Annotated in this window: 16 protein-coding genes, 2 tRNA genes, 2 pseudogenes, 1 CRISPR repeat array and 1 riboswitch; of the genes and pseudogenes, 7 read left to right on the forward strand and 13 right to left on the reverse strand. The window is 39.3% G+C overall.

Annotated elements, in window-relative coordinates; translation table 11 throughout:
- Positions 1-188 precede the first annotated feature (188 nt).
- Entirely contained in the window at positions 189-4,454 is a 4,266-nt protein-coding gene (locus V7K36_RS27355) for a hypothetical protein (protein ID WP_335120821.1), read from the reverse strand.
- Positions 4,455-4,616: 162 nt separating this feature from the next.
- A complete protein-coding gene (locus V7K36_RS27360) occupies positions 4,617-4,916 on the reverse strand; it encodes a hypothetical protein (RefSeq protein ID WP_335120822.1) in 300 nt (99 codons plus the stop codon).
- A gap of 387 nt (positions 4,917-5,303) precedes the next feature.
- Here V7K36_RS27360 and V7K36_RS27365 point away from each other — a divergent pair, with 387 nt between their 5' ends.
- The gene (locus V7K36_RS27365) at positions 5,304-5,783 is read left to right on the forward strand and encodes a type II toxin-antitoxin system antitoxin SocA domain-containing protein (protein ID WP_335120823.1); all 480 of its coding nucleotides are present in this window, start codon (positions 5,304-5,306) and stop codon (positions 5,781-5,783) included.
- A 1-nt stretch (position 5,784) separates the two neighbouring features.
- Positions 5,785-6,387, forward strand: a complete 603-nt coding sequence (locus V7K36_RS27370) for a type II toxin-antitoxin system PemK/MazF family toxin (protein WP_335120824.1) — start codon at positions 5,785-5,787, stop codon at positions 6,385-6,387.
- Positions 6,388-6,425: 38 nt separating this feature from the next.
- Here V7K36_RS27370 and V7K36_RS27375 read toward each other — a convergent pair whose 3' ends face one another.
- The 6 genes from V7K36_RS27375 to V7K36_RS27400 all read right to left on the reverse strand — a co-directional run bounded on the left by V7K36_RS27375 (position 6,426) and on the right by V7K36_RS27400 (position 15,330).
- Positions 6,426-7,496, reverse strand: a complete 1,071-nt coding sequence (locus tag V7K36_RS27375) for a hypothetical protein (protein ID WP_335120825.1) — start codon at positions 7,494-7,496, stop codon at positions 6,426-6,428.
- Positions 7,456-9,672: a DUF3696 domain-containing protein gene (locus V7K36_RS27380; protein ID WP_335120826.1), complete on the reverse strand. Its 2,217-nt coding sequence runs from the start codon at positions 9,670-9,672 to the stop codon at positions 7,456-7,458. The genes V7K36_RS27375 and V7K36_RS27380 overlap by 41 nt, the downstream gene beginning before the upstream one ends.
- A 24-nt stretch (positions 9,673-9,696) precedes the next feature.
- Positions 9,697-10,938 carry a restriction endonuclease subunit S gene (locus V7K36_RS27385; RefSeq protein ID WP_335120827.1) on the reverse strand — a complete coding sequence of 414 codons (1,242 nt, stop codon included), beginning with the start codon at positions 10,936-10,938 and terminating at the stop codon, positions 9,697-9,699.
- Positions 10,938-12,587, reverse strand: a complete 1,650-nt coding sequence (locus V7K36_RS27390) for a type I restriction-modification system subunit M (RefSeq protein ID WP_335120828.1) — start codon at positions 12,585-12,587, stop codon at positions 10,938-10,940. The genes V7K36_RS27385 and V7K36_RS27390 overlap by 1 nt, the downstream gene beginning before the upstream one ends.
- A 9-nt stretch (positions 12,588-12,596) precedes the next feature.
- Positions 12,597-14,822: a DEAD/DEAH box helicase family protein gene (locus tag V7K36_RS27395; RefSeq protein WP_335120829.1), complete on the reverse strand. Its 2,226-nt coding sequence runs from the start codon at positions 14,820-14,822 to the stop codon at positions 12,597-12,599.
- Between the two features lie 76 nt (positions 14,823-14,898).
- Positions 14,899-15,330, reverse strand: coding sequence for a MerR family transcriptional regulator (locus V7K36_RS27400; protein ID WP_335120830.1), 432 nt, complete (start codon positions 15,328-15,330; stop codon positions 14,899-14,901).
- A gap of 68 nt (positions 15,331-15,398) precedes the next feature.
- On the opposite strand from V7K36_RS27400, the gene cas12k (V7K36_RS27405) reads away from it, so the two are divergent.
- Complete coding sequence (gene cas12k, locus V7K36_RS27405) at positions 15,399-16,448, forward strand: type V CRISPR-associated protein Cas12k (RefSeq protein ID WP_335120831.1); 1,050 nt, start codon at positions 15,399-15,401, stop codon at positions 16,446-16,448.
- A gap of 28 nt (positions 16,449-16,476) precedes the next feature.
- Complete coding sequence (locus V7K36_RS27410) at positions 16,477-16,611, forward strand: hypothetical protein (RefSeq protein WP_335120833.1); 135 nt, start codon at positions 16,477-16,479, stop codon at positions 16,609-16,611.
- A 1,204-nt stretch (positions 16,612-17,815) separates the two neighbouring features.
- On the opposite strand, the gene V7K36_RS27415 is transcribed toward V7K36_RS27410, so the two are convergent.
- The 4 genes from V7K36_RS27415 to V7K36_RS27430 form a co-directional block, all read right to left on the reverse strand.
- A tRNA-Arg gene (locus tag V7K36_RS27415) sits at positions 17,816-17,888 on the reverse strand.
- Between the two features lie 111 nt (positions 17,889-17,999).
- The gene (locus V7K36_RS27420) at positions 18,000-18,494 is read right to left on the reverse strand and encodes a PEP-CTERM sorting domain-containing protein (RefSeq protein ID WP_335120835.1); all 495 of its coding nucleotides are present in this window, start codon (positions 18,492-18,494) and stop codon (positions 18,000-18,002) included.
- A gap of 730 nt (positions 18,495-19,224) precedes the next feature.
- A complete protein-coding gene (locus V7K36_RS27425) occupies positions 19,225-19,977 on the reverse strand; it encodes a cobalt-precorrin-6A reductase (protein WP_335120836.1) in 753 nt (250 codons plus the stop codon).
- Positions 19,977-20,390 carry a DUF1636 family protein gene (locus tag V7K36_RS27430; RefSeq protein WP_335120908.1) on the reverse strand — a complete coding sequence of 138 codons (414 nt, stop codon included), beginning with the start codon at positions 20,388-20,390 and terminating at the stop codon, positions 19,977-19,979. Before V7K36_RS27430 ends, V7K36_RS27425 begins: the two co-directional genes overlap by 1 nt.
- Positions 20,391-20,412: 22 nt before the next feature.
- Positions 20,413-20,575: riboswitch (cobalamin riboswitch) on the reverse strand.
- A gap of 99 nt (positions 20,576-20,674) precedes the next feature.
- On the opposite strand from V7K36_RS27430, the gene V7K36_RS27435 reads away from it, so the two are divergent.
- Positions 20,675-20,748: transfer RNA gene (locus tag V7K36_RS27435), tRNA-Val, on the forward strand.
- Between the two features lie 266 nt (positions 20,749-21,014).
- Positions 21,015-21,486: a CRISPR direct-repeat array (repeat unit 37 nt; unit sequence CTTTCAACCCACCCAGTACCTGGAGGGTTGTTGCCAC).
- A gap of 27 nt (positions 21,487-21,513) precedes the next feature.
- Here V7K36_RS27435 and cas12k (V7K36_RS27440) read toward each other — a convergent pair.
- Positions 21,514-21,984 (reverse strand): annotated as a pseudogene (gene cas12k / locus V7K36_RS27440) (type V CRISPR-associated protein Cas12k); the annotation flags it as partial.
- 429 nt (positions 21,985-22,413) lie between these two features.
- On the opposite strand from cas12k (V7K36_RS27440), the gene V7K36_RS27445 reads away from it, so the two are divergent.
- Positions 22,414-22,875, forward strand: coding sequence for a hypothetical protein (locus V7K36_RS27445; RefSeq protein WP_335120838.1), 462 nt, complete (start codon positions 22,414-22,416; stop codon positions 22,873-22,875).
- A 13-nt stretch (positions 22,876-22,888) separates the two neighbouring features.
- Positions 22,889-23,248, forward strand: a pseudogene (locus V7K36_RS27450) (FG-GAP repeat protein); the annotation flags it as partial.
- Positions 23,249-23,394 lie beyond the last annotated feature (146 nt).

Genomic DNA, 23,394 nt, shown 5'->3' on the forward strand with positions numbered 1-23,394 from the left:
ACAAGTTAAGCTTGCTGTCAGAATGTCCTAATTGTGGGGCAAGATTTAAGGTTCCAGCGTTGTGGGTGGATGGTTGGTGTCAACGGTGTTTTTTGCCGTTTGAGCAGATGGTGGAACATCAGAAGCAATTTAGGATATGGGAAGCGATCGCTAATCTAATTCCAGTTGTGGAACAAGAGTTCAGATTCTTACGTTATAGTTTTATGGATTTTGTAAGGATTAATAATGTTTTGACCATCAAAAATGTATACAGTTCTAAGCTCATGAATACTAGAAGCTCCCGAAAATTGCTTATTAATTACGAATTTTTCTTGAAATCCAACAAAAATTAAAGCCAACGAGGAAGCCTGAAGAAAGTCTTTCAGATAATCACCTTTAATCAAAACACCAGAACCAATTCCTGTAGATATTTCAGTAACTTGAATAGTTTTAGATTCATCTAACCAACTAGATTGACCATCCCATTTTAAGTTACCAAAATTAACTAAATTTGGTGCAGGAACATTTATATTTTCAGAATGTTCATCTTGACTAAAATCATATTCCCACTCATTCCCCTTCAAAATTTGAATTATTGTGATTTCTGCCTTTTCTGTACCTGGAATTTCACATTCTAAATCTATTTCTCTCGTTTCAAAACGTTGGTGACAGGTGATAGTATTCGGGTACTCTAATATTAATAATTTGTAGTCATGCGGAATCCTTAAATCATCAATAAATTTATTATTAGATAGTTCTTTTTTAATCTGATTGATATCAGAATAAGGTATAAAAGCAGTGTTGATTAAAGTCCTTAAATTTCTATGGGGATATTTTGCATTATTTTCATTAGAAATAACTTTTTCTAATGAAGAATAAAGTGATAGATGAAACCATTTTTCACCTTGTTTATCAGTAAATTCTACTATTTCTGTTAAATTTGGAAAATCTTTTAATTCTGCCCATTTATCATGACTTAAATTTTCTGTAATATCGAAATTATAATTAATAGGTTCATACCATTCAGTGTTGATTTCTATTTGAGGATAAAAAGCTCTTAAATCAGTTGGATCTATATCCCGTAAGTCTATACCCTGTAATCTGGGAAGAACAGGCTCTCTGTACCATGAATCTATTTTTCTCGGAAAGTGATCTGCCAAAATTCCTGCTAAACGATGTAATAAAATCCAATAATATTTTTTTCCAAGTCTTTCAGCCCAAGTTTGTCTCCCTCTTCCTCCACCATATTTCCCTAAAAGATAGCGATCATACTTGTAGCACTTTTCATTTAAACCTGGATAACCTAATTCAGAAACAGTTTTTATAAACCAATTATAGATTGATTTATAATCATTTCCGATAGATTCAAGATTGTAACGATTAAGAAAACGAGATTCTAAAACATACTTGGCAAAATCAGTTCCACCAAATCCACCAGGGAATTCGCCCAGATTCATGTTTCCCTTAAAAGCATCTTGCTTTATTAAATGAGCAATTTCTTCTTCCGAAGGAATTTGAATAGGTTTACTGTTGTAAGGAGGTCTAAATTTATTGATATCAATAGTATTATTTAATAGATTACGACTATGAGCTAATTCAATAATTAATCTTAGCCAATCACGAATAAGTGCATTTTCAGGAATATTACCTATATCAAAAATTTCAGCATAAATTGTGTTGGCAACATCCTTAACTAAATCGTTATCATCTACAATCAATATAGAACTATACGCAGCTAAACTAACTCTTTCTAGGACATAATCATCATCAATATCAAAAAATCGAATTAGAGTAATTTTAATAATATTAGGATGACTAATAAAAAGCCTGGTTAAACCTTTAGTTGCTCTATCTCGAACTCGTCTATCTGAAGCGGCACAACACCAACTTAAAAACAATGCCCATAAACTACTAGTTTCTTGATTAAATGAAGATAAATCTGCTTTCAGTGACCATTCAATTAAACGCCAAGCTCCTTTTTGCTTTTCAAAATCTTCATAAAGTGAAGCACACCAAAATGGATCTCTAGTTGTCAAATCCTGTTGTTCTAGTAAATTATTAATAAACTCAGCATTAAGTGGATGATTTGGAATTACAGCAATTTCAAAAAGAGAATCTAAGATTTTTGGACAACAATTAGAATTAGATAAACCTCCATAAACTAACTCTTCAGTTCTTTCAGAAAAATTTTCAATAGCACGCCATTGAAATCCAGAAGCAATAATTGTCAAAATTTTATAACGATCTATATTGATATTATCATTAATAATATCAATTAGTTCAACGTTAAATTTTTCAGGTAAAATAATCGAAAGTGCTTCTAGCAAACCTTGATTTTCATTTAAAGTTTTATTGTCGAAATTATTGATAAAATTATTGCTTATTTCATCAACTGATTGTATTGTATTAGGATTGGTAGTATTAAGTTGATTAGCTTCAATTTCTTTTAATAGAAATAAAACCATCAAAAAGTCTGCTACACGCTCGAATGTAAAGCGACAAAACCATTGTCTGGGTGCAAGAGGTCTAGTTCTTTGTTCAATAAGAGCAATTAAGCCTTCTTTTTCTAATTGAATAAATAGTGAACGTTCGCTATCTTCAACAGAAAATATCTCATTAACAATTTTCTGTGCTGTTTCTCTTGAAAGTAGTCTAGTTTTTTCTTCAGCCATTTTTTTAGCTAAAGCATTAACAGCTTCAGTAACATTGTCATCTCTGTTATCATAACGACAAACTTCTGATATTTGTTTATTTTTTTCCTCAAGTAATAAACGTAAAACATCAGTAAATCCAATAGTACCAAGGGGGATTGTTTTGGATTCAATTCCTTGTATAGCTTGACAAACTAAATGTAAAAATAAAGGATTGGCAAACTCTGATTGTAATAATGGCGTAGCTGGTATTTCTAACTCATAAAATTGAAAAAATTGCTTAATTGCATCAAACTCACGTCCAAGAAACCCGTTATGTTCAAACTCAACCCACTCATTTGTATTGTTAAATACTTCATCTAAATAAGTATCGCGACATGATACACATAATTTTAATCTTGAAAAATTAGTAATTTGTTGACGTAGAGGTTCTAACCAAGATATTTTCCATCTTCGTCTTTCTGGTGATTCATTAAGCGCATCAATATAAATGATTGCGGGTTTTTCTGTTGCTTCGGCTGCGGAATCAATCATTCCCAAAATTTCATCTCTGCTTATATTGCTAGAGAAACCCAATTTATTAACAATAATCTTCCAAGGTTCATCTCCAGTAAAATCTTCACCATAAAAGACTAAAGATATTTGTCCTGTTTTATTAATATGTAGGGCATGATCCACAGTAGCGTGGGTTTTACCAACTCCAGCACAACCACGAAGCAACATAAATTGGCTTCTAGGTAAAATAAATTCTGGACTATTTATCCATTTATCAATTTTATATAAAAACTTAAGTAAATCACGACTTGTATCTAACTTTGCGGCAGGAAAATCACACTGATATTCAGCATGAAATTGTCGAAATTGTGGATTATCTGCATTTTCACCATGCTTTTCTATAAATTCATTAAGAAATATTTTTTCTACTTGTATTAGATTTTCTATTAAATTGCTAACTTGTAATATTACTTTCTGTAAATCATTAGAAGATTGAGGATAAATATCTTGATTTAAAATAAAGTTTAGTGAAATAATCTGTTCTGTAATATTTTCGACTATTTGATGGTTATTTCCTGGTAATTCATTTACATTTTTAACATGACTGTGCCATTGTTGAATATTTTCATTAAATTCTTGCAAAGACTTATCTACTTGTTCTTTCCAAGCATTCTGACGAGCAAAAGCTTCTAAAGCATCAAAAGCAGGAATATTTACCGAAAGTTTTGGAGAATAACGTTTACCTGCTTGAACTTTAGCATCATTTAATCGTTTCTGAAGCCAATCATTTGTCATCACTTCATGGTCAAACCAATAGCGACGTAAACCACCTCCTTTATCTACAGTAACTAAATAATCTCTTAATACACTTTCAGTCCAAAATTCAATAGAAATATTAATATTTTTAGATGCTAAATCTTGTAACTGTTCCTTTTTCCATGTTTCAAATTCATCAATTTCTCCTTTTCCTCGACCTGTTTTCCCAGTAAAGTTAAATGAAATACAAAAGATGTATTGCGTGAGTTCAGGATGATTTCTTACTGCCGTTTGTAGTGATTTATTCAATTGTTTAAATTGAGAAGCTTCTAGCTTATCAAAATATTTTGCTTGCAGTCCCCATTTATCACCATTAGGTAAAATCCAAATTGCTTCAACTCCACCATCACCTCCTGCGCCTCTAAAACGTTGAAATTGGCTTCCTTTTGGTAGTTGAAAATTTTGAATTGAATTATCAGATAATCGGTGAAATATTTGACAGCATAATTCTTCAAAAGCGTCTGTCAAGCCACCATTATAAGGACGAATCTGTTGAAAGTTAATTTCTAGCATTAGTTTTCAAAAAAAATAAGTAGGTTAGTAGAAAAGTTAATTTAAAAATTAATCGTTAAATTTTATACTTTATGTAACGAAATTTTCTCTTGAACCTCTGGCTTAACACCATTAATTTTTACAATATGTATTGCTTTGATGACTTATATCTAGTTATTTTACTTATTGCTTTTCTAATTTAACCTCCAACTGCTGATAAATCACATCCAACCACACCGGAATCACAGGTTTACCTTCATCTAAAGATGCGATCGCCTTTTTTCTGTCAAACTCCACAAGCTCAAGCGGATCGCTCCATGAATTTGTCTTCCTAGTCCCTGCTGAACCAATCAGCTTACGGCAATACATGAGATGCTTACTGGTAGTCTCCACTAGAAAACCACACCAAACGGTAAACAAGTGTTTGATGGTTCTTGTAAAGGTGCGATCGCCACAAGTTAACCTTGCTGTCAGAATGTCCAAACTGTGACGCTAGATTCAAAATTCCGGCGTTGTGGGCGGATGATTGGTGTCAAAAGGGCTTTCTGCCGTTCAGGGAAATGGTAAAGTGGCAAAAGTTTATTCAGCAAAACACGACACGCCCATGAGATAACAACAACACATTAAATTTTAGTCAAAAATTGTGTATTCATATCAATTCCATACTATATACTAGTACATATAAACTAGTTTTCGCTAGCTGTAAACAAAAAAAGTGTCAGGAGTTGGATAAAAACAACTATAATTAAGCGATCTAAACTTATGAAAACTCTCTATAAAGCTTTGAATACAAATACTTTTAAATACTTGTATACATCTATATGTGTTAGTTCATACAAGTATCTATGATCATCAGCAGAGAGAAGAGTTATGTTAGATAAACTCATAAAATATTTTGTCTACGCGACAAAAGGGTATATTACAAAAACACAGTTAATCAAATTTTTGTATTTAGCTGATCTTTACTCTGTTAAGTGGACGGGAAAGCAGCTGACGGATCTAGATTGGTGTTATTATCAATTTGGCCCTTGGAACGACGGCATAGATGTGGCTTTAAATCAAATGAATGGGAAAGAGATTATTCAAGAATCTCAGGAAAATGCAATATACATTAGACCTATCAATGAAGCTGCTCAGGTAGATGATTTGCAAATACCCCTCAGTCTTAAGTTTGTGCTGGATAATATTCGGAGAGAGTGGGCTGGCGCAGATAAACTGAATCAGTTACTAGAGTATGTATATAGCACTGCTCCAATGCTGGAAGCACAAAATAGCCATCGACCAGAAGAGAAAGTTAAACTTAATTTACAAGCAGAAAGAGAAAAATTAGTCAGTGAATTAGGATTGTAAAGTGGCTGGACAAAGACCTAGACAAGGTTGGATCTATTCCATAAATCCCTATAGGGTATCTCTTCGTTGCAAACTGGGTCATGTCCATATTTATAATTTAGATGAACCAGGTGAAGTAGGATGTCAAACTTGCACTGAGAATATTAATTCAAGTAGGGTTTTCAGAGGGATACATCCTTATATCATCTGGACAAGCGATCAATTTCAAGATGAATCTGGATATATAACAACGTTTTCCGTTATTCCCCTGACTTCACAAGGAACATTTAACGGTTTACCAACTACATATCCAATTAACTCTACCATTAGAAATGGTCTTGATAAAAGTTCATACGCTTTAGTTCACCAAATCTGTACTGTTGATGCTAATTGCTTCAAAGACTCATCAGCCAATTGGTTAGATAGAATTGGACAATTAGATAAACCAGATAAAGAAGCTATAGAAAAACGATTAAAGTATTTTTTTAATATTCAAGAGAATCCTAGTGAAGACTGGTTTGCTCAAAATGCGTCTCCAGAACTTTTGAAAAAAGTTTTTGATTATCTCCCTGAAGATACAAAGAATTTAGCAGTGGAAGAATTAATCAACCATTTAGGCTCATAGTACCTAGATATTTATCAATTACATTGATATCCTAATTATTACAAATCCGGCAATCTCCGTACTGCTGTCTCGATTTTATTAGGTTCTGAAATCCGAGAAATAGTTACATCCCGAATAGGACGATCATCGTTACTGGGATTCAGCCCATTGTCTCTCATCTGTTGATTAGTCCACAGCAAATCAAATCCACGTTCGATTAAAACTCCTATCTGATCTGTAATCAAGTATCTAGCATGAGGCATCTCTTGCCCACGTCCAGATTCTTCTTTGAGTTTCAATGTAAAAGGAAAGCTATATCTTCGTTGCATATCAGCTTCAAACTGGCATAGCAAATTCTTGATATCAATTATTTCCTGATGAGATAAATATCTAGTATCTAAACCACTATACACCTCAAAAATTCGTTCAGTTCGAGAGGATGATTCTTGTAGAAAAATATCAAAAACCCATTCGAGGGTATTTTTATAGTGTTCTGGGATGAAGTCCTTTGTTGCTCGTCCAATCATCCGGTCATAGATTTTAATATGTTTAGCATCTCTGAATAAAGGTATTAATATTTTATCTTCAAATTGTTCTTGATTCCATTCTTTATTATTTAGTGTCAGTGGGGAAATTTGCCTTCTATGTTGAAAAAATCTTGAGATTGAGTATTCGGCAGTATCAATCGGTCGAATTGGTAAAGTTTGATTTTTAACACATTGACAACAATCTTCAGTTGTGAAAATAGCATTTGGGGAACAACTTAATGCAATACCAATACATTGCTGACAATAGTCAATATTGCACTGTGAACATACTGTATATTCTTTGGGTGCTACGACAAGACGATTTTTATTTCTCAGTTCCTTTATTAATTCTTTTGCTGGTTTTCTAAATTTAACTGGCCATTTTTCTATAGCGTCAATAATTGCATTTGATATAGATTTATCAGTATCTAACAAAATCACACAATTTTCTGTCAAATCATATAGCAATTGAATGTTTGTATTACAAAATGATTTTTGTGCTAAAACATCTTCAGGCATTCCATTGAATATGGTGGGTGAAACAACAGTTCTAAAAAGCATATTAAGAAAATATTTCTCTAAAATCGTCTTCAAAAAATCCATCTGGCCACTCGTCAATAAAGTCGCCTTCCTCGTCTAGCCTCAACTCTAGGCATTGTGAGCCTTCTGAGTTTGAATCAACATAAATCACTGAAACATCTTCTGGTTTTAACTGTCCTTCACGAATCAATTTTTGTAGCCTGAGCATAAGATGCTCACTGTGGGTTTCCAGGATAAATCTGTTGTTATATGGAGGTTTAATACTTTCTGCAAATACAGAACCTAGTTCAGCCTGGAGTCTAGGATGTAGATGAATTTCAGGCTGTTCAATGGCAACCAACGCATCCGATAGACCATAACAAGATACTAGAATCGGAATAACTTGACTAATGCCAATGCCTACGTCCCGGTGACTAAGTGGTGTTTTAGTTCTCTTGTCAATCAAGACTAAATCTGAAATGCGATCGCCTCCTAAAGTTATTTCTTGTACCCAAGTTTCCGATAAGCTATCACTATCAGTGAGCATGGAAACCAGTTGTTCAACTTCGGGTAGAACGCTATCAGAATTGAGGTCAATACCCGCAGCTTCAAAATCACCTTTTAGCCGTTCAATCTCTTCTTGGATATCACTCCCAAATCCAGCAGCATGAAAAATCAGCTTAGTGGTTAAATCGTGTAAACTTTTGGCAATGCGGGGGTAAAGTTCAGTTGCAAGTTGTGAATCTGGTAAAAGACTACGCACCACTAGCTCATAAGGGGATTTCATCCTGTCGCTATCTCCCAGCCAAGTATTCACCTTTTGGCGAACTTCCGCGTTATTGAGAAGGATGTCCCAAGCATAACCACCGCCAGCATACCAGTTAGCATCTTGCTGCCGAGAAAACGCAAAATGTCGAGGTGGATAGGTACGAAATGGCCCTAAATATCTGAGTTTTCCAATATCTCGTTCTACAGTTTCGGTAATTGCTCCGATCAATTCGCTGAGTCTGTAAGGGAGAATCAGACGCACTGTGTTAGCTAAATCCTCTTGTTGTCCTGGCTTGGGATTAAGTTTGGGAATTGATATGTCCCCTTCATCTCCAACTTGAATTTTTGTTGGTAGTAAGCGAGAAACTCGTGCTGTAATTTCTGGAACAAGCTCATCGATCGCTTGCTCAATTTCCTCCCGATCCTCTGGATTTACTTTCAGGGTAAATGTACTCGCTTCTAAGATTGCTTGAATCAAATTGCTGAGAATTGGGTGTTGGTAATCGAGGCGATCTAACTGAAGCTTTCCTTTAGGACGAGAACTCATACTTAAAACTCGTCTTTCATCTGCTTCAATAAAGAAAGACCGTACTCTTACCCTTCCTTTTCCTAAATGAGTACCAATCCCAACACCCACAGTCAGCTTTTTGATTGGTTGTAACAAGTCAACTAAACCCTGATCTACTGTATTTAGCTGTTTAGGGTCAATATCTACTGACCACTCTACCTGACTACGGCGATCGCGTTTATGAACATATTGCCCAAAACCTCCCAAATCAACAGATTCACCACCTGCTTCGGTGCGGTAGATGTCCAATTCTCCGTTTTTAATAGCGTGATGTGCTAATAAAAGGCTGTGAATAATGCTCGATTTTCCTGAACTGTTAGCTCCAAAAATCAAGGTGAGGGGACGAAGCGGGATGTATTGTTGATCGGCGAAAGCCTTGAAGTTACCGACTCGTAGAGCAGTTAAGGCGTTGGATGTTAATAATTTTCTTTTTGGTAATTTTGTGGTAAAAGAATTAGCAACCAGTTCTAGACGGGCATGAGTAACTGTCTTGAGAGACACAGGGCTATTGACTTGCAGAGAAACGCCATGCTCTAGTGATGCTAAAGCTAAACCTAAAGACATCGTTTTAGTTCCACCTGTGTAGTCTGCGTAAAGGTTAGTATCTGGTTGTAACTGTTTTAACCTAATAATGCTTGCTACTGCCACTTCATAGCATTCAGTTAAGTCATCCGGGTTTTGAATAATCTTTAGATCACGCTCTGGCTGAAAGCGATCGCCTAATTCCACTAGCTTAGGAATATTCGGGTATCTTTTAACACTATTTCCTTGAATAATTTCACAAGGAAGCCCTTCGCCTATGATTTGGGATTGGAAGTTTTCGCTACATAAAAATAAAACCTGATCCGGTTGTATATGCTTAATTGCTTTAACAATAGGTGCGGGAGATTTCCCAACTGTTACTAAGAGAATTTTTTTAGACATATAAATATTACTGAGCCAGTATTGTCACAAGAGGGAAAGCTGCTGAGAATCTTTGTTATCCTTCAAATTGAGGGCTTTTGCTTGTTCTTTCATTTCTGCAAGTAGTTCTTTCATGTGGGCTTCTCGCCATTTGGCTGTGAGTTCTCCAGAAAAAGCACGATAGAGTAGGCATTGAAAAAGATTATTTAATTTAGCTTGAGATTCAATTTGCTTTGCATTTAATCTTCTTATTTCTGCCATACGAAGGGTATATTCATTTTGAAGATCGAATGGTGGCAATGGAATTTTTAATGACTTTAAAATGGTAGTGTTCATGAATGAATAAGCTCCATCATCACCACTTGTACGCAATTGATTAACTGATGCTGGAAAGTATGAGAGAAGAGATGTAAAATATTCAGGAAAAATACGTTCTTTATCTAAAGTAAGACGAATTAGATTTGTACTAATAATAGAATGTGACTGTTGTGGTCGGGCTACACACATACGTCCAACAGTTCCGGCACGGGAAATTATAATATCTCCATGTTCTACTGAATAACTTTTAAGTTCTTCATATTTCGTTGGAGTTATAAATAATGAACCTGATTCCACAAACTGGTTCGGCTTTATATTGTCAATTCCCCAAACTGCTATACCATTATCAACATATTCATGTTTTTTAAGTGCGCTTCCGAAGGGGCCACATTTAGTCCCTGAGCGTTCTCTTGAAAATAGCTTTTCTACTAATACAACATCCCAACCCATTGGATTGGTTATGGGATCGCCAAACATTTTGATGAATAGCGCAGGTAAAATGCGATCACCTTTTCCATCAGCCTCAGCCCGGATTCTTCGCAGTGCATCAGCTTGATCTAGAATCTCGACTATGCGGCGTTGTTCAGAAGGAGGTGGGATAAAAACCTGGAGACGATACACATCATTTCGATTGATACCAGGAACACCAGTTGTGATCGAAAACTGTTCTAGTTTTAATGATTGCAGTAAATAAAATACCCAGCGGACATTAGCAGCAATTTTAAGGCGAATGTAGAAGGTTGTATCAATCGGCCAAAAATCTGTATCAAACCAAGTTACTTTACCTGCTGAACCCTTACGCCCTACAACAATTCCTGGGCCTTTGATGAGAGCTTTTGAATGATATCCAACAATTCCATTTGAACCAGCCACTGGAATCTGACCAGAAGCGTCCCGATTTGGTTCTCTGAGAGATGCGCCATATTCTAATGAAAGAAAATCACTAAGGGATGCTACTGTCCAATTCATCAAACTGCCTCCACATCACGAAGCAGCTTTTCTAACCCAGAGGCAATTTCTCGCTCAATTTCCAAAACTTCTCGAATCAACTCAACCGGATCATCATCAGAAATAGCCTCAGTTACCTGTGGCTTATAACGCCCAGCCGCTAAATTGTAATCATTTTCGGCAATAGTCACCAAAGATGCCCACCAGCATCGAGGTTCATCACTTCCCGGCTTTAGCAACTCTCCCTTCTCAAAACCTGGAGGTTGCCTAAAACCCGACTCCCGATAAATCTTCCACTGCTTTAATAAATTAGGAATATCATTTAGTTCTGGCGTTTCTGGTCTACCTCCGCCGGAAATCTTATCAGGATCGTAGCCATCATTTTTAACTTCATAGAACCAAACTTGATTCACCTGACGCACCGCAGACTCCAAAGGATTGCGAATTACCAGCACCGCAGTCTTCACCCCCGTATATGGCTTAAACACCCCCGCAGGTAGCGAAACCACCGCCAATAAATCAAATTCTGTCACCAGTTTTTTACGCAAATCCACATGAGCGCCTGTAGAACCAAACAGTAACCCTTCTGGGACAACTACCGCACACATTCCACCCGCTACCAAAGATTTCATGATTGCAGCCAAAAACAGCAATTCACTTTTTTTGGAGTTTGTCGGTAAATCCCCACGAATAGAATCTTTGGGTAACGTTCCCGCAAAAGGGGGATTATCAAACATCACCTTATAGCGACGGCGCAAATCATCTTCTGTCAGTCCCCCCATATCTGACAACACATTTGCTACCTTCAGCTTGGCGTTGCGAATTCCATGCAGCACCAAGTTCATCATCGAAATTCGCATCATCTGACGGGAGACATCAAAGCCATAAATCGACTCTTCCAAAAGTTTCCAGTCAGGTAATCTATCGCCATTTCCTTTGCGATAAGTCTGGAGATTGGGGATTTGTTGTTTTGCTTGTGCCAAAGTCAGTCCCCGTTTTTCCAGCCAATCTTCACCGTAAATCGGTACTTCTATAGGATTTTCACTGTACTTAGCCAAAATATACTCAATACTATCAATCAAAAATCCTGCTGTACCACAAGCCAAATCACAGATAGTATCCCCCAAATCAGGGTCAACCATCTCCACCATAAAGGCCCTTATCTGTCGGGGAGTACGGAATTGACCATTAAGTGCAGATTGACCTAAATGGGTTAACAGATACTCAAAAATATCACCTTTGACATCCTGACCCATTTTGAGGAAATCCAAGGTATCGAGTTCATCAACTACTAACTTGAGAACATTCGGGTCATTAATTTCTAAAACCGCGTCCCGGAAATACTCTGCCACTTTTGGCTCATCTTTGAGCAAAGAATTTGCCATATAGGGGAAAACTTCATCCCGCAGAAAGTCCCGCAGTTCAGTACCACTCTTAAAACGCCATTTTGACCAGCGATAACGTTCTGCTTGCTGGGGAAATAGTAATTTAGCATTACCATTATTACCCATGAGGCGATCGCGCAACTCCCGATTTGCTTCCTCTTCATCCAACAGCTTCAGGTATATCAGGTAAGAAATCTGCTCAATGTAGGTGACAGGATTGGTTACTCCACCAGCCCATAAAGTATCAGTAATATGCTTGAGTTTGCGACGAATTTCTGAATCCATATTATTCTCTTAACCCTCTGTACCTGTAGCATCCACCGCGAACACAGAGCGGTTTAGTTCATCAAAAATATCCCGCAATCCCTGCTCACCAAACAGTTCTATACCTAAACCAGCAGCATTGAGAACTGAGAGGGGTGGCAAGAATAAATCATCTATGGTTAGCTGACCTTTGGCAATACCCCGATTTTTCAACAAAGAAAGATACTGAGCTTGGGCTGGTGCGAAAGAGTGAGAAACTAACCAAGCTCTAAAGTTTTCTTCTAGTAGTTCTTCGTGGCTTTTAATCTTTAATCTTCCCAATGCTGCCCGAATAAAATCAATCAGGCTACCATTATAATTTCGGTAAGCTCGCCGCAGGTTTTCTTCATTAAAGTAGTATCGGGGCGTATTTAAACGTCGCACGAGTTCCGTTTCTTCGGTTTCCGTCAACAAATCTCCATCTCGGATTTTCTGGAGTATTGGATCATTACTGACAGCAGATTGAATAGTTTGCTCCCAATTAGTGAGATAATCACGCTTATCAACCCGCTCCCCTTCTGTCCCTACTTCTACATAATTGAGATATTGCTGCCATCTATCCCTCAGCCCTAATTCAATTAATTCTGACCGAGGACGGGATTGTTGCTGGTTACTTCTAGTTGATACATGACCTCGACCAGTTTCGGCATAAATATCAGTATCGCTATCGTTAAAATATTCGTGATTTCTGAAAAAATCATAAATAACAAATTTCCGTTTATCAATATGTGGCGCAGTCCTTGTCCCCCGTCCACGAATCTGCTGATAAAGAATCGGACTCCGTACTGTACGACACATGACTAAATGCAAGACTTCCCGGCAATCAAAGCCCGTATTGAGCATATCAACACTGACTGCAACTTGTGGGTAATCCTCATATTTGAACTGGCGAATTAAATCATCGGCATTAGAAACATCGCTTGTAATTACTTCAGCGTAGCGCCCCTTACATTCTGGATGTAATTCGTTTAGATATCTGGTTAACCGTGCCGCATGATTTTTTGTCAAAGCAAATACAATTGATTTACCAGGCCCAATCTTTTGTCCTGGTGCTAATTCTTGATAATTCTCCCAAGCCAATCTGTCAAATTCCTGCATCATGAGGCGGTTACTCGCCTCATTAGTCCACTTGCGTTCAAAGGCTGCTGGGTCATAATAAACCTCATCAACTTCAGCCCCTTCAGCAATAATTTCAGTGATGCCAGTGGCAAACTGATAGGGAACAAGATACTTTTGTTCAAATGCTGTTTGAATAGAGTAAGTAAAATCTGGCTGCTCATTCCGGCATTTGTAGAAATCGAAAGTATTACGTTCTATGTAAGCTGCTGGCGTAGCAGTTAAACCAATATGGAACGCATCAAAGTGAGTAAGTGCCGTCTGCCAAATACCATAAATCGAACGATGACATTCATCAGCCACAACAACATCAAAATAGCCGCTAGTCAACTCCCGATAACGGCTAATCATTGTTTGGAGTAAGCAAACTGTAATTTGCTGCTCCTGACGAATTACACTCGGCTTGAGCCAGTAGCTACCATACTGATTTAAAACATCTTGAATTGCTTCTAGTGCCTGTTTAGCTAATTGCTCCCTATCCACTAAAAACAGGATTTTTTCTGCATATCCCGATTGAATCAAGCGCTTTAATTGCAGGCAAATTAAATCAGTTTTACCTGTCCCAGTTGGCAGTTCCAATAAAAATCGCCGCTTCCCCAATTCAACCGCATGGTCAATTGCTTGCATAGTTTCCCTTTGATAGGGACGGACTAAGCGAATTTCTCCTTGTCGAGTGTAATACTCAGGAATTTCGATTGTGGCCAGAGGTTGACGGGTTGAGCGCATTTCAACCAATCGCTCTAAATCTCGCCGTGAGAAAAAAGAATTAACAATCCGGGCATCATCGTTTTGATAGTCCCAGAAATAAATCAGTTCGCCGTTACTGAGAAAAATAAATGGTGCTTGAAGTTGCTGGGCGTAAGGAAGCGCTTGGTTTTTAGCAACATAAGGTTCAATAGCACGCTTCTTAGCTTCAATCACAGCCAAGGGACGACCTCTTTGGTCAAGCAGGAGATAATCAGCTTTTCCTCTCCTACCATCTGCCATTGAAGCCGAAACCTCAGTCATTACCTGAGATTTATCAGCTGGGTTCCATCCTGCTTGACAAAGAAGGATATCAATATTAATGCGTGCATCTGTCTCTTTGCTAAAGTCGCTCATCAAGTCACTCCTGTCTTACCAAAGTTAGCACGAAGCCCACTTACTTAAGTGCCATTTCCGCTTTATCCCAGAAGTTTTAACTTTTTTCCAACTTCAGCGCCAACTTTTGATAAATTTCGTCCAACCATATGGGAATTACAGGTTTACCTTCGTCTAAAGATGCGATCGCCTTTTTTCTGTCATACTCCACAAGTTCAAGCGATCGCTCCTGTACTTCCGACAACAACATAAACCGCTTACCTTTGCCTGAAGTAAATAACTCCGGCTCTTGGTCTTTCAGCTTTTTCAGCGTCGTGCTGGCTATGTCAAAACTTAACCCCACAGATAACCAATATGACATTGCAGCCAGTTCCAGCAAATTAGACTTGGAGTAATAAATACTACGTCCTGTTCCAGTATCACTGATGACAGGAACAATCACCCCCCTTTCTCGCCAATACTGTAGCTGACGGAGGGTGCAGCCTGTGATTTCAGCAGCTTCCTTGCTTGTAAAAAATGTCTCCTGCATACAATTTATTTTACAGAAGACTTGTTTAATACAAATGTGTTAGTATTAGACAGTATTGTTTTAAAACGATGAGTCAAATCACTATTCAGTGTCGCCTTGTAGCCTCAGAGTCATCACGCCAACGACTATGGGAGTTGATGGCACAGCTAAATACGCCACTGATTAATGAACTACTGCATCAGGTAAGTCAACATCCAGAGTTTGAAACTTGGCGACAAAAGGGCAAACACCCCAGTAATGTTGTTAAAGAACTTTGCCAACCTTTGAAAATCGACCCTCGCTTCATCGGTCAGCCTGGGCGGTTTTACAGCAGTGCGATCGCATTGGTGAATTACATATATAAATCATGGTTTGCGCTAATGAAGCGATCGCAGTCCCAACTAGAAGGTAAAATTCGCTGGTTGGAAATGCTTAACAGTGATGTTGAATTGGTAGAAACTAGTGGTATCAGCTTAGACAGTCTTCGCATTAAAGCTGCTGAAATTTTGGCTCAACTTACTCCCCTCAATACTGCTGAAACTCAATCAACGAATTTAAAAAAAGCTAAAAAGCGCAAAAAATCTCAAAGTTCAGATAGCGATCGCAGTTTATCAAAGAATTTATTTGAGGCTTACGGCAACACAGAAGATAACTTGACTCGTTGTGCTATCAGCTATTTGCTCAAAAATGGTTGCAAAATCAACGATAAAGAGGAAGACGCTAAAAAATTTGCTCAACGCCGTCGTAAACTTCAAATTCAGATTGAACGCCTCAGAGAACAGCTAGAAACACGAATTCCCAAAGGACGAGATTTAACCGATGCTAAATGGTTAGAAGCTCTTGTTGTTGCTACCCAAGATGTTCCAACAAATGAAACCGAGGCGAAATCTTGGCAAGCCAGCCTTTTAAGACAATCTAGCAAAGTACCTTTCCCGGTAGCTTACGAAACCAACGAAGACATGACTTGGTTTAAAAACCAGTTTGGGCGCATCTGTGTAAAATTCAACGGACTGAGTGAGCATAGCTTTCAAGTCTATTGTGACTCTTGCCAACTCCACTGGTTTAAACGCTTCCTAGAAGATCAACAAATTAAGAAAAATAGAAGTTCAACAAAAGTATGCCAAACAGTACCGAGTTAGCGTTCATCAATGGAGTTACGGCAGATTGATGGCAAATATTCACTCGTCAGCTGTTAAAGCTGGAATTGTGATAGAGGAGTCAAAACAGCCAATTCGAGGTAGTCCACAACAGAAAGCGAAAGAATTAGCGATCGCAGCTTACCATTCCCGCAAAATAAACTGATTGACAAAACACCGAACCTTGATAATAGAATAAGAATACTCAATAGCGCCGCAGTTCATGCTTGTTACAAGCCTCTGTGCTGTGTAAATTTGGGTTAGTTTGACTGCTGTTAAACAGTCTTGCTTTCTGACCCTGGTAGCTGCCCACCTTGATGCTGCTATCCCTTGTGGATAGGAATTAGGTGCGCCCCCAGTAATAGAGGTGCGGGTTTACCGCAGTGGTGGCTACTGAATCACCTCCGATCAAGGAGGAACCCACCTTAATTATTTTTTGGCATGGTAAAGCGGGGGCGATTTCCCTGGGACTCCTGCCAAAACTTTAAATCGCTTGTTTAATAAGGTTTATAGCTTTTAGTATGTCAGTTGATTTCTTTTTTAAGTATTAACTGACGGGCGATTTTGGGAGACGTGACAAAAATGCCTTCATAACTATTGGTAAATCAAGGGTTTGAAGCGCAGAGTTTCAACACCCCTCCCAGCTAGAGGCGGGTTGAAAGATAAATCAGGTTTTGGTGGTACAACCGGATAAAAGGTTTCAACACCCCTCCCAGCTAGAGGCGGGTTGAAAGAATACTATCGAAGATGCGAACACAGTATCTCTGAGGTTTCAACACCCCTCCCAGCTAGAGGCGGGTTGAAAGTGATTATCAACAAGATTGCCGCTAAATCCAAGTTTCAACACCCCTCCCAGCTAGAGGCGGGTTGAAAGTGCCAATTGACTTACTAGAAAAAACCAATCTCCAAGAGTTTCAACACCCCTCCCAGCTAGAGGCGGGTTGAAAGCATTCTTTATCTGGTCTGCCAAAATTTGATATTGATGTTTCAACACCCCTCCCAGCTAGAGGCAGGTTGAAAAAATATATACCATCTTGTTCGTAAATTAGCTCTTTCTCGGTATTAGCATTACTTTAAAAGCTTTATCGACTTTTTGTGACTGGTTCTCAATTTCGATAACAAGCTGACAGTTTTTAGGTGGGTTGAAAGGATAGAGCAGCAGATTCTTTGTTTGGAGGGAATGACCTCTGACTCTATATAGTGAATAATTAATCCGGTTATAAGTTAGATGCACAAGGATAATACTGCCATACTTATAAAGATATAGCAGTATATAAATATGACATCTAATATGTTAACAGTGACATCAATTAGTTAAATATGACATCAATCTGTTAACAATGACAAATAATTAGTTAATGTACAGGTAACGAGCGCGGAGGGATTTGAACCCCCGACCCACAGAACCGGAATCTGTTGCTCTATCCACTGAGCTACGCGCCCTTAGTCTCTCAGATTATAGCACGTCTGTGTTCAAAGTCATCCGAATTTAGAATACTGAGAATAATTTGGTAATTAGAATGCCCATCGATGTAAGCTAAGGATAGAGGTGGATTAAGGGACGGTGATTATGGTTGCAGAAAAACTAATGGGTAATTCACTATCTTCCAATCCCAAATTTTCAAAACCTGATATGATTGGCGGCGCAGAAAAAACCTCTAAATAACCTGGTGTCGGCAAAAAACTAGCAAACAATGAGCTAGAATGATTTCCTGTCGAAGTGGAATACCCAAAACCATTACCCGTTAACTGCTGAGTATTAATACTAATTAAATTGTCAACATCAAAAGGTTCGTTTCCCGGTATTGGAGTTCCGGCGGCTTGCAGACCTGTAATTGTTTCACCATTTCGTGTACCAGTAATTCCATAAATCAGGTAAAAACCCAAATCGTTAGGGGTGTCATTAGTAGTGAAAGTACCGTTCGCCGCGATGCCAATACCAGAATAATTCCAGTTCCAACTTAAAGCAGAGGCAGATGGCATTGTCCCGAAAACTAATCCAGATGTGGTGGCGAGGACTATGGCACATAGTAGAGCTAGATTTTTCATGGAGGTTGTGAGTGCGATCGCGGATATTGCAGAGGGTTAATTAACAGTACGCGAAAAGCCAACAATTACTACTAATTACTTACATTTTACCGAAAAATTGGGTTTAAAGCCCCGTCGTTCTACGACGGCTTTTAATTTATTAGTGTACTAAGATGCTGCTATACTAATTGTAGTGGAAAGGTAATCAACCACTTAAAAAACCTAGCCGTCGAAAGACAAAGCACTGAACCTTGATAATTGAACGGCAGTTGCTCTAATTGGGGAAACCCCAAGACCGCACTGCCTCATCTATGCGGTTCTACTGCATTATTCTAGTTTCCTCCTAGCAGTAGGTAAAAGATTTATAGGGGCTAGACAAATCAGCATTTTGAAACAAATTGTTTCAAACGAAACAGGACTTGCACTAATGCAAATAGGGTAGGGCATACCCGAATTAACGCTTAGGGAGAATCCCACCTCTGGTTTAGACGACGCAAGGAATCTAGGTTAAGTGGTTTCGTTGAACTAAGAATCCTCGTCGATTTATCGCGGGGAGTGTCAAATGCATGAGCAATGCTATGCCCCGACGACAGATGTGATTCAAATACAGGACTTATGCCAAAAGGCAGTGAAAGCCCTGATTTCCCGTAGGGGCAATTCATGAATTGCCCCTGAGCGCGTGTAGTTTTGCGTAAGTCCTAAAATAAATGAAAACTGCTGTAATGCGGCAGTTGGTTTTTTCCTTGTCTGATCAGCAATAGTTATGCAACTTGTCAAATAGCCATACCAAAGCACCATCAACATCAGTAACTTGTTCTCCTGGCGGTATGGCTGGACGATTTACCATAACAACCTTCACGTCCAGTTCTCGCGCCGCAATAATCTTGGGCTTTGTGGCATCGCCACCGCTATTTTTACTGACGATGGTATCGATGTTGTGATCAATTAGGATTTGTCTCTCATTATTGAGGGTAAAGGGCCCGCGATCGCACAATATCATTCCCGGTGGTACTAAAGCATCATCGTTAGGAGGGTCAATCATCCGCATCAGAAACCAAATTTTCTCTAAGTGAGCAAAAGCGGCGAGTTCTTGCCTACCGACTGTCAAAAATACTCGCTGTACCTGGTTTGCTACAGATGCTGCTGCGGCTTCAACGCTGTCAACTTCAATCCAGCGATCGCCACTTACTTTTTGCCAAGGCGGACGAATTAACATCAGACGGGGTACTCTGACTTCGGTTGCAGCATCTGCCGCATTGCAGGAAATCTGAGTAGCAAAAGGATGGGTTGCATCAATTAATAAGTCGATTTCCATTACTCGCAGATAGCTAGCCAATCCAGCCACACCACCGAAGCCTCCAACCCGTAAATCGCCCAACGGAACTGATGGTTTACGGGTGCGACCGGCTAGAGACGTGATTACTTCTAACCCTTGGATAGTCGCCACTCTCGCAGCTAGTTCTGCGGCATCTCCCGTCCCACCCAGAATCAAAACGCGGATCATTAAGATAAAGGTGGAATCTTTGCCAAAATGCCCTTTTTCAGGGCTTCTGGACGCTCTGACCAAGGCAATAAACCATCTGCTTTTAAATAGTATTGATTAGCACATTCTAGTACCGCAGAAGCACTACCATCAAAGGCTAAATCACCAAATAAATATGTTAATTTCCCTTTGGCAGCAAAGGCAACTACACAGGAACGATTACAAGCACTCATGCATTCAACTTCTTGAATTGAGAATTGATCTCGTAAGTCCCAATCTTGTGCAAGCTGCTGAAGTTGGTGTAGAAGTTTTTGACCGCCACTTTCACCTAAGCGTTTTCCATCTTGCCAAACGCTAGCGCAAGTTTTGCAAACAAATAAAGTATGGTCAGCAACATTCAAGGGACTAGTTGGGGAAATATTTACAGTAGTCATCTGTACCTCGCAGATATGTGGAATTGATAAATCTATTTCGGCGGGCATCCTGACTCACTCAAATTTGGATTTTAGATTACTCTCAAATTGGTTCACAGTTGCTCCCAAGCGCCGGATTTGCACTGATTTTTCCCCGTTACCTCTGGTAGCTGACTCCCACCAGAACCGAATAACCTTATCAATCATACACTAGGGTCATCTAGGAAATAGAGTTTGCCTAATTTCCGCCCTCTATATTGGTTTGTCAAGAAAATCTATGCTATGATTATAAATCGTGTGGTTAAGGACGTATAGCTCAGTTGGTTAGAGCGCTACGTTGACATCGTAGAGGTCACTGGTTCGAATCCAGTTACGTCCATTTTTGTAGAGTGACTAATTATTTGTAGTTGGTGACAGATTAATGTCATTGTGACTATTTAATTGTCGTCGGGATAAATTGAGATCATTTATGTGCCAGTGACAGATTAATGTGATTTATTTACAAAAGCTATAACTATAATTGTCAACGTAGCGCTCTCTTTCAACCCTCCCTAATTAAACCTAATAAAAACTAAGATAGCTTACTCAGTACTGGCAGGGCTATTAGTACCATATACATACTATAGTGATCGCTATAGATTTAGCCTTTTAACTCACCCAGTAGCTGGAGAATTGTTGTCACTTCTAGCCTTTCCCTGGCAGAAGCTAGGTCTAATTCAACTTTTAACTCACCCAGTAGCTGGAGGGTTGTTGCCACATATTGCGATCACTTCAAACACTCTAACGCATCAACTTTCAACCCACCCAGTACCTGGAGGGTTGTTGCCACTTTTACTTTCCAATGGATCAATATGATCATGTTGCTTTCAACCCACCCAGTACCTGGAGGGTTGTTGCCACGTGCGTGGGTAGATCACTGGCCAAGATAAGGGATCTTTCAACCCACCCAGTACCTGGAGGGTTGTTGCCACTGAGGGGCGGCAGGGGGAAATGAATCCCCCCGACCTTTCAACCCACCCAGTACCTGGAGGGTTGTTGCCACCTATCTGCTTGGCGATCGCCTTAGCTGGTTGATTGGCACTTTCAACCCACCCAGTACGTGGAGGGTTGTTGCCACCCATCCAGTTTCAAAATTTTGTGAGGCGGCGTTTCTGTGGCGATTTAGGAGTTGGTAATTGTCACCAAGTAATTGTTTAATACTCCGGTAAGCTAAGACTTTGTTTGCGATCGCATCCACTACAGCTACTGTGGCAGGTTTTTCTAGCTCTAGGCTTACTCCAACCAAAATGTGTGATTGACTTTGATAAAGCGGTTTACTAGGACGCTCAAAGGAATTGTTTATTAGAGTCAGTGTTGATTGTTTACGTTGAATAAAAGCTTGCTGTGTATCGCTTAGATCGCTTTTCTTCTTCATGTTTGTGATGAATTTAGTAATTTCATCTGCTTTCTCTTGGCGAACGATTTCTATTCCCTCCTCTGTCCACAAACGATTGTCAACACAGCAGTAAAGGGTCAAGTGGTGAAGATTCCAAGGTTCCCCTTTACCCTCACCTTTTGAAGTTTGAGAAAGAGTGATTAAACAAACTAAAAGAGGGCGATCGCCAGATACCCCCATCCTGGTTAAATTTTGAGGGAATTTTAATTAATGAGTGCTAGTTTTGACAAGAAATATCTCTGATAACCTTTAAAGTGCTGCGGATCAGTTGCGAGCAAATTCTGGTTTAAAGTCATCGGAGTCTCTAGCCCCTATTATCCGTCTTCCCAACCTCCTGATGATTAGCAATCGCTTAATTAGAGGAATGGCAATCGTGCATTGCCTCTGTTTGTCTCGCTAACACACATTTTGTGTACCTTGTAAACTTTTAATACTTAGTATTAAAAATTTGAGGATATCGGCTAGAACTGACGTTAGAAATTCACCAAAGATTTAGTCGTAGTAATTAAATAACTGGATGTTCAAAACATCTGCCCATTTTTTCAAGGTTGAAAAAAGTTGATTCAGCCTTGATTTTTAGCCTAGTTCATGAATTCGAGGACAATTATTATGCTTCTACAAAAAGAAAAACTCCAGCACATCAATAGCATCGCCCATGAAGGCAAAGTCGTAGTCATCGCGACGGATGCGGATGGTAAGATTTGGTACGCTGTCAAGCAGGACGGCTTTGAAGACAGCTACCTCAATACCCCAGAAGCCCAACGGACTGGCTGGGAAAACTGGCAAGAGTTAGAATTGCCCAATCAAGAGGATGACCAGTCGGTTATCGACAAAGAAACAAAAGAACTTACCTATCAGAGTGACATCAGCAAGTTTATTCTCAAGTCTCGCTACAAAACTCAGACTGAATCAGCCGTCGCCCCGGTGCAAGTGGTTTCCGGACTAGGACACCTCTACATTTTCCGCCAGTCCAATTCTTATACCCTGCTGGTAGACCGCTTTACGCGATGCAACAACAGGCACATGGTCACAAGTTCAAAAACTCCAAGCCAGCGACAAGGAAGCTGGTGACTCCTTCGGCTCCTCCGTCGCCATCAGTGGAGATACGGCGATTGTCGGCGCTAAATTTGAAGATACTGGCGGAACCAATGCGGGCAGTGCCTATATTTTCAAACCCGATGCAACAACAGGCACATGGTCACAAGTTCAAAAACTCCAAGCCAGCGACAAGGAAGCTAGTGACTCCTTCGGCTTCTCCGTCGCCATCAGTGGAGATACAGCGATTGTCGGCGCTAAATGGGAAGATACTGGCGGGGACAATGCGGGCAGCGCCTATATTTTCAAACGCAAAGCAGACATATGGTCAGAAGTTCAAAAACTCCAAGCCAGCGACAAGCAAGCTAATGACTGCTTCGGCCACTCCGCCATCTGTGGAGATACTGCTATTGTCGGCGCTACTGGGGAAAGTACTGGCGGGACCAGTGCGGGCAGCGCCTATATTTTTACTGCCCAAATATTTCCTGCCCAAATAGATTCCGCAATCGGACATTCCTTTGTTGGCAAAATTGCCGATGTCCAAATCTGGAACAA

It is taken from the genome of Nostoc sp. (genome assembly GCF_036919555.1).
Taxonomy (GTDB): domain Bacteria; phylum Cyanobacteriota; class Cyanobacteriia; order Cyanobacteriales; family Nostocaceae; genus Nostoc.

Coding starts and splice junctions, on each gene's coding strand:
- V7K36_RS27355 (WP_335120821.1), bottom strand. CDS start 4,454: ATGCTAGAAATTAACTTTCAACAGATTCGTCCTTATAATGGTGGCTTG.
- V7K36_RS27365 (WP_335120823.1), top strand. CDS start 5,304: ATGTTAGATAAACTCATAAAATATTTTGTCTACGCGACAAAAGGGTAT.
- V7K36_RS27375 (WP_335120825.1), bottom strand. CDS start 7,496: ATGGATTTTTTGAAGACGATTTTAGAGAAATATTTTCTTAATATGCTT.
- V7K36_RS27380 (WP_335120826.1), bottom strand. CDS start 9,672: ATGTCTAAAAAAATTCTCTTAGTAACAGTTGGGAAATCTCCCGCACCT.
- V7K36_RS27385 (WP_335120827.1), bottom strand. CDS start 10,938: ATGAATTGGACAGTAGCATCCCTTAGTGATTTTCTTTCATTAGAATAT.
- V7K36_RS27390 (WP_335120828.1), bottom strand. CDS start 12,587: ATGGATTCAGAAATTCGTCGCAAACTCAAGCATATTACTGATACTTTA.
- V7K36_RS27395 (WP_335120829.1), bottom strand. CDS start 14,822: ATGAGCGACTTTAGCAAAGAGACAGATGCACGCATTAATATTGATATC.
- V7K36_RS27400 (WP_335120830.1), bottom strand. CDS start 15,330: ATGCAGGAGACATTTTTTACAAGCAAGGAAGCTGCTGAAATCACAGGC.
- cas12k (WP_335120831.1), top strand. CDS start 15,399: ATGAGTCAAATCACTATTCAGTGTCGCCTTGTAGCCTCAGAGTCATCA.
- V7K36_RS27410 (WP_335120833.1), top strand. CDS start 16,477: ATGGCAAATATTCACTCGTCAGCTGTTAAAGCTGGAATTGTGATAGAG.
- V7K36_RS27420 (WP_335120835.1), bottom strand. CDS start 18,494: ATGAAAAATCTAGCTCTACTATGTGCCATAGTCCTCGCCACCACATCT.
- V7K36_RS27425 (WP_335120836.1), bottom strand. CDS start 19,977: ATGATCCGCGTTTTGATTCTGGGTGGGACGGGAGATGCCGCAGAACTA.
- V7K36_RS27430 (WP_335120908.1), bottom strand. CDS start 20,390: ATGACTACTGTAAATATTTCCCCAACTAGTCCCTTGAATGTTGCTGAC.
- V7K36_RS27445 (WP_335120838.1), top strand. CDS start 22,414: ATGCTTCTACAAAAAGAAAAACTCCAGCACATCAATAGCATCGCCCAT.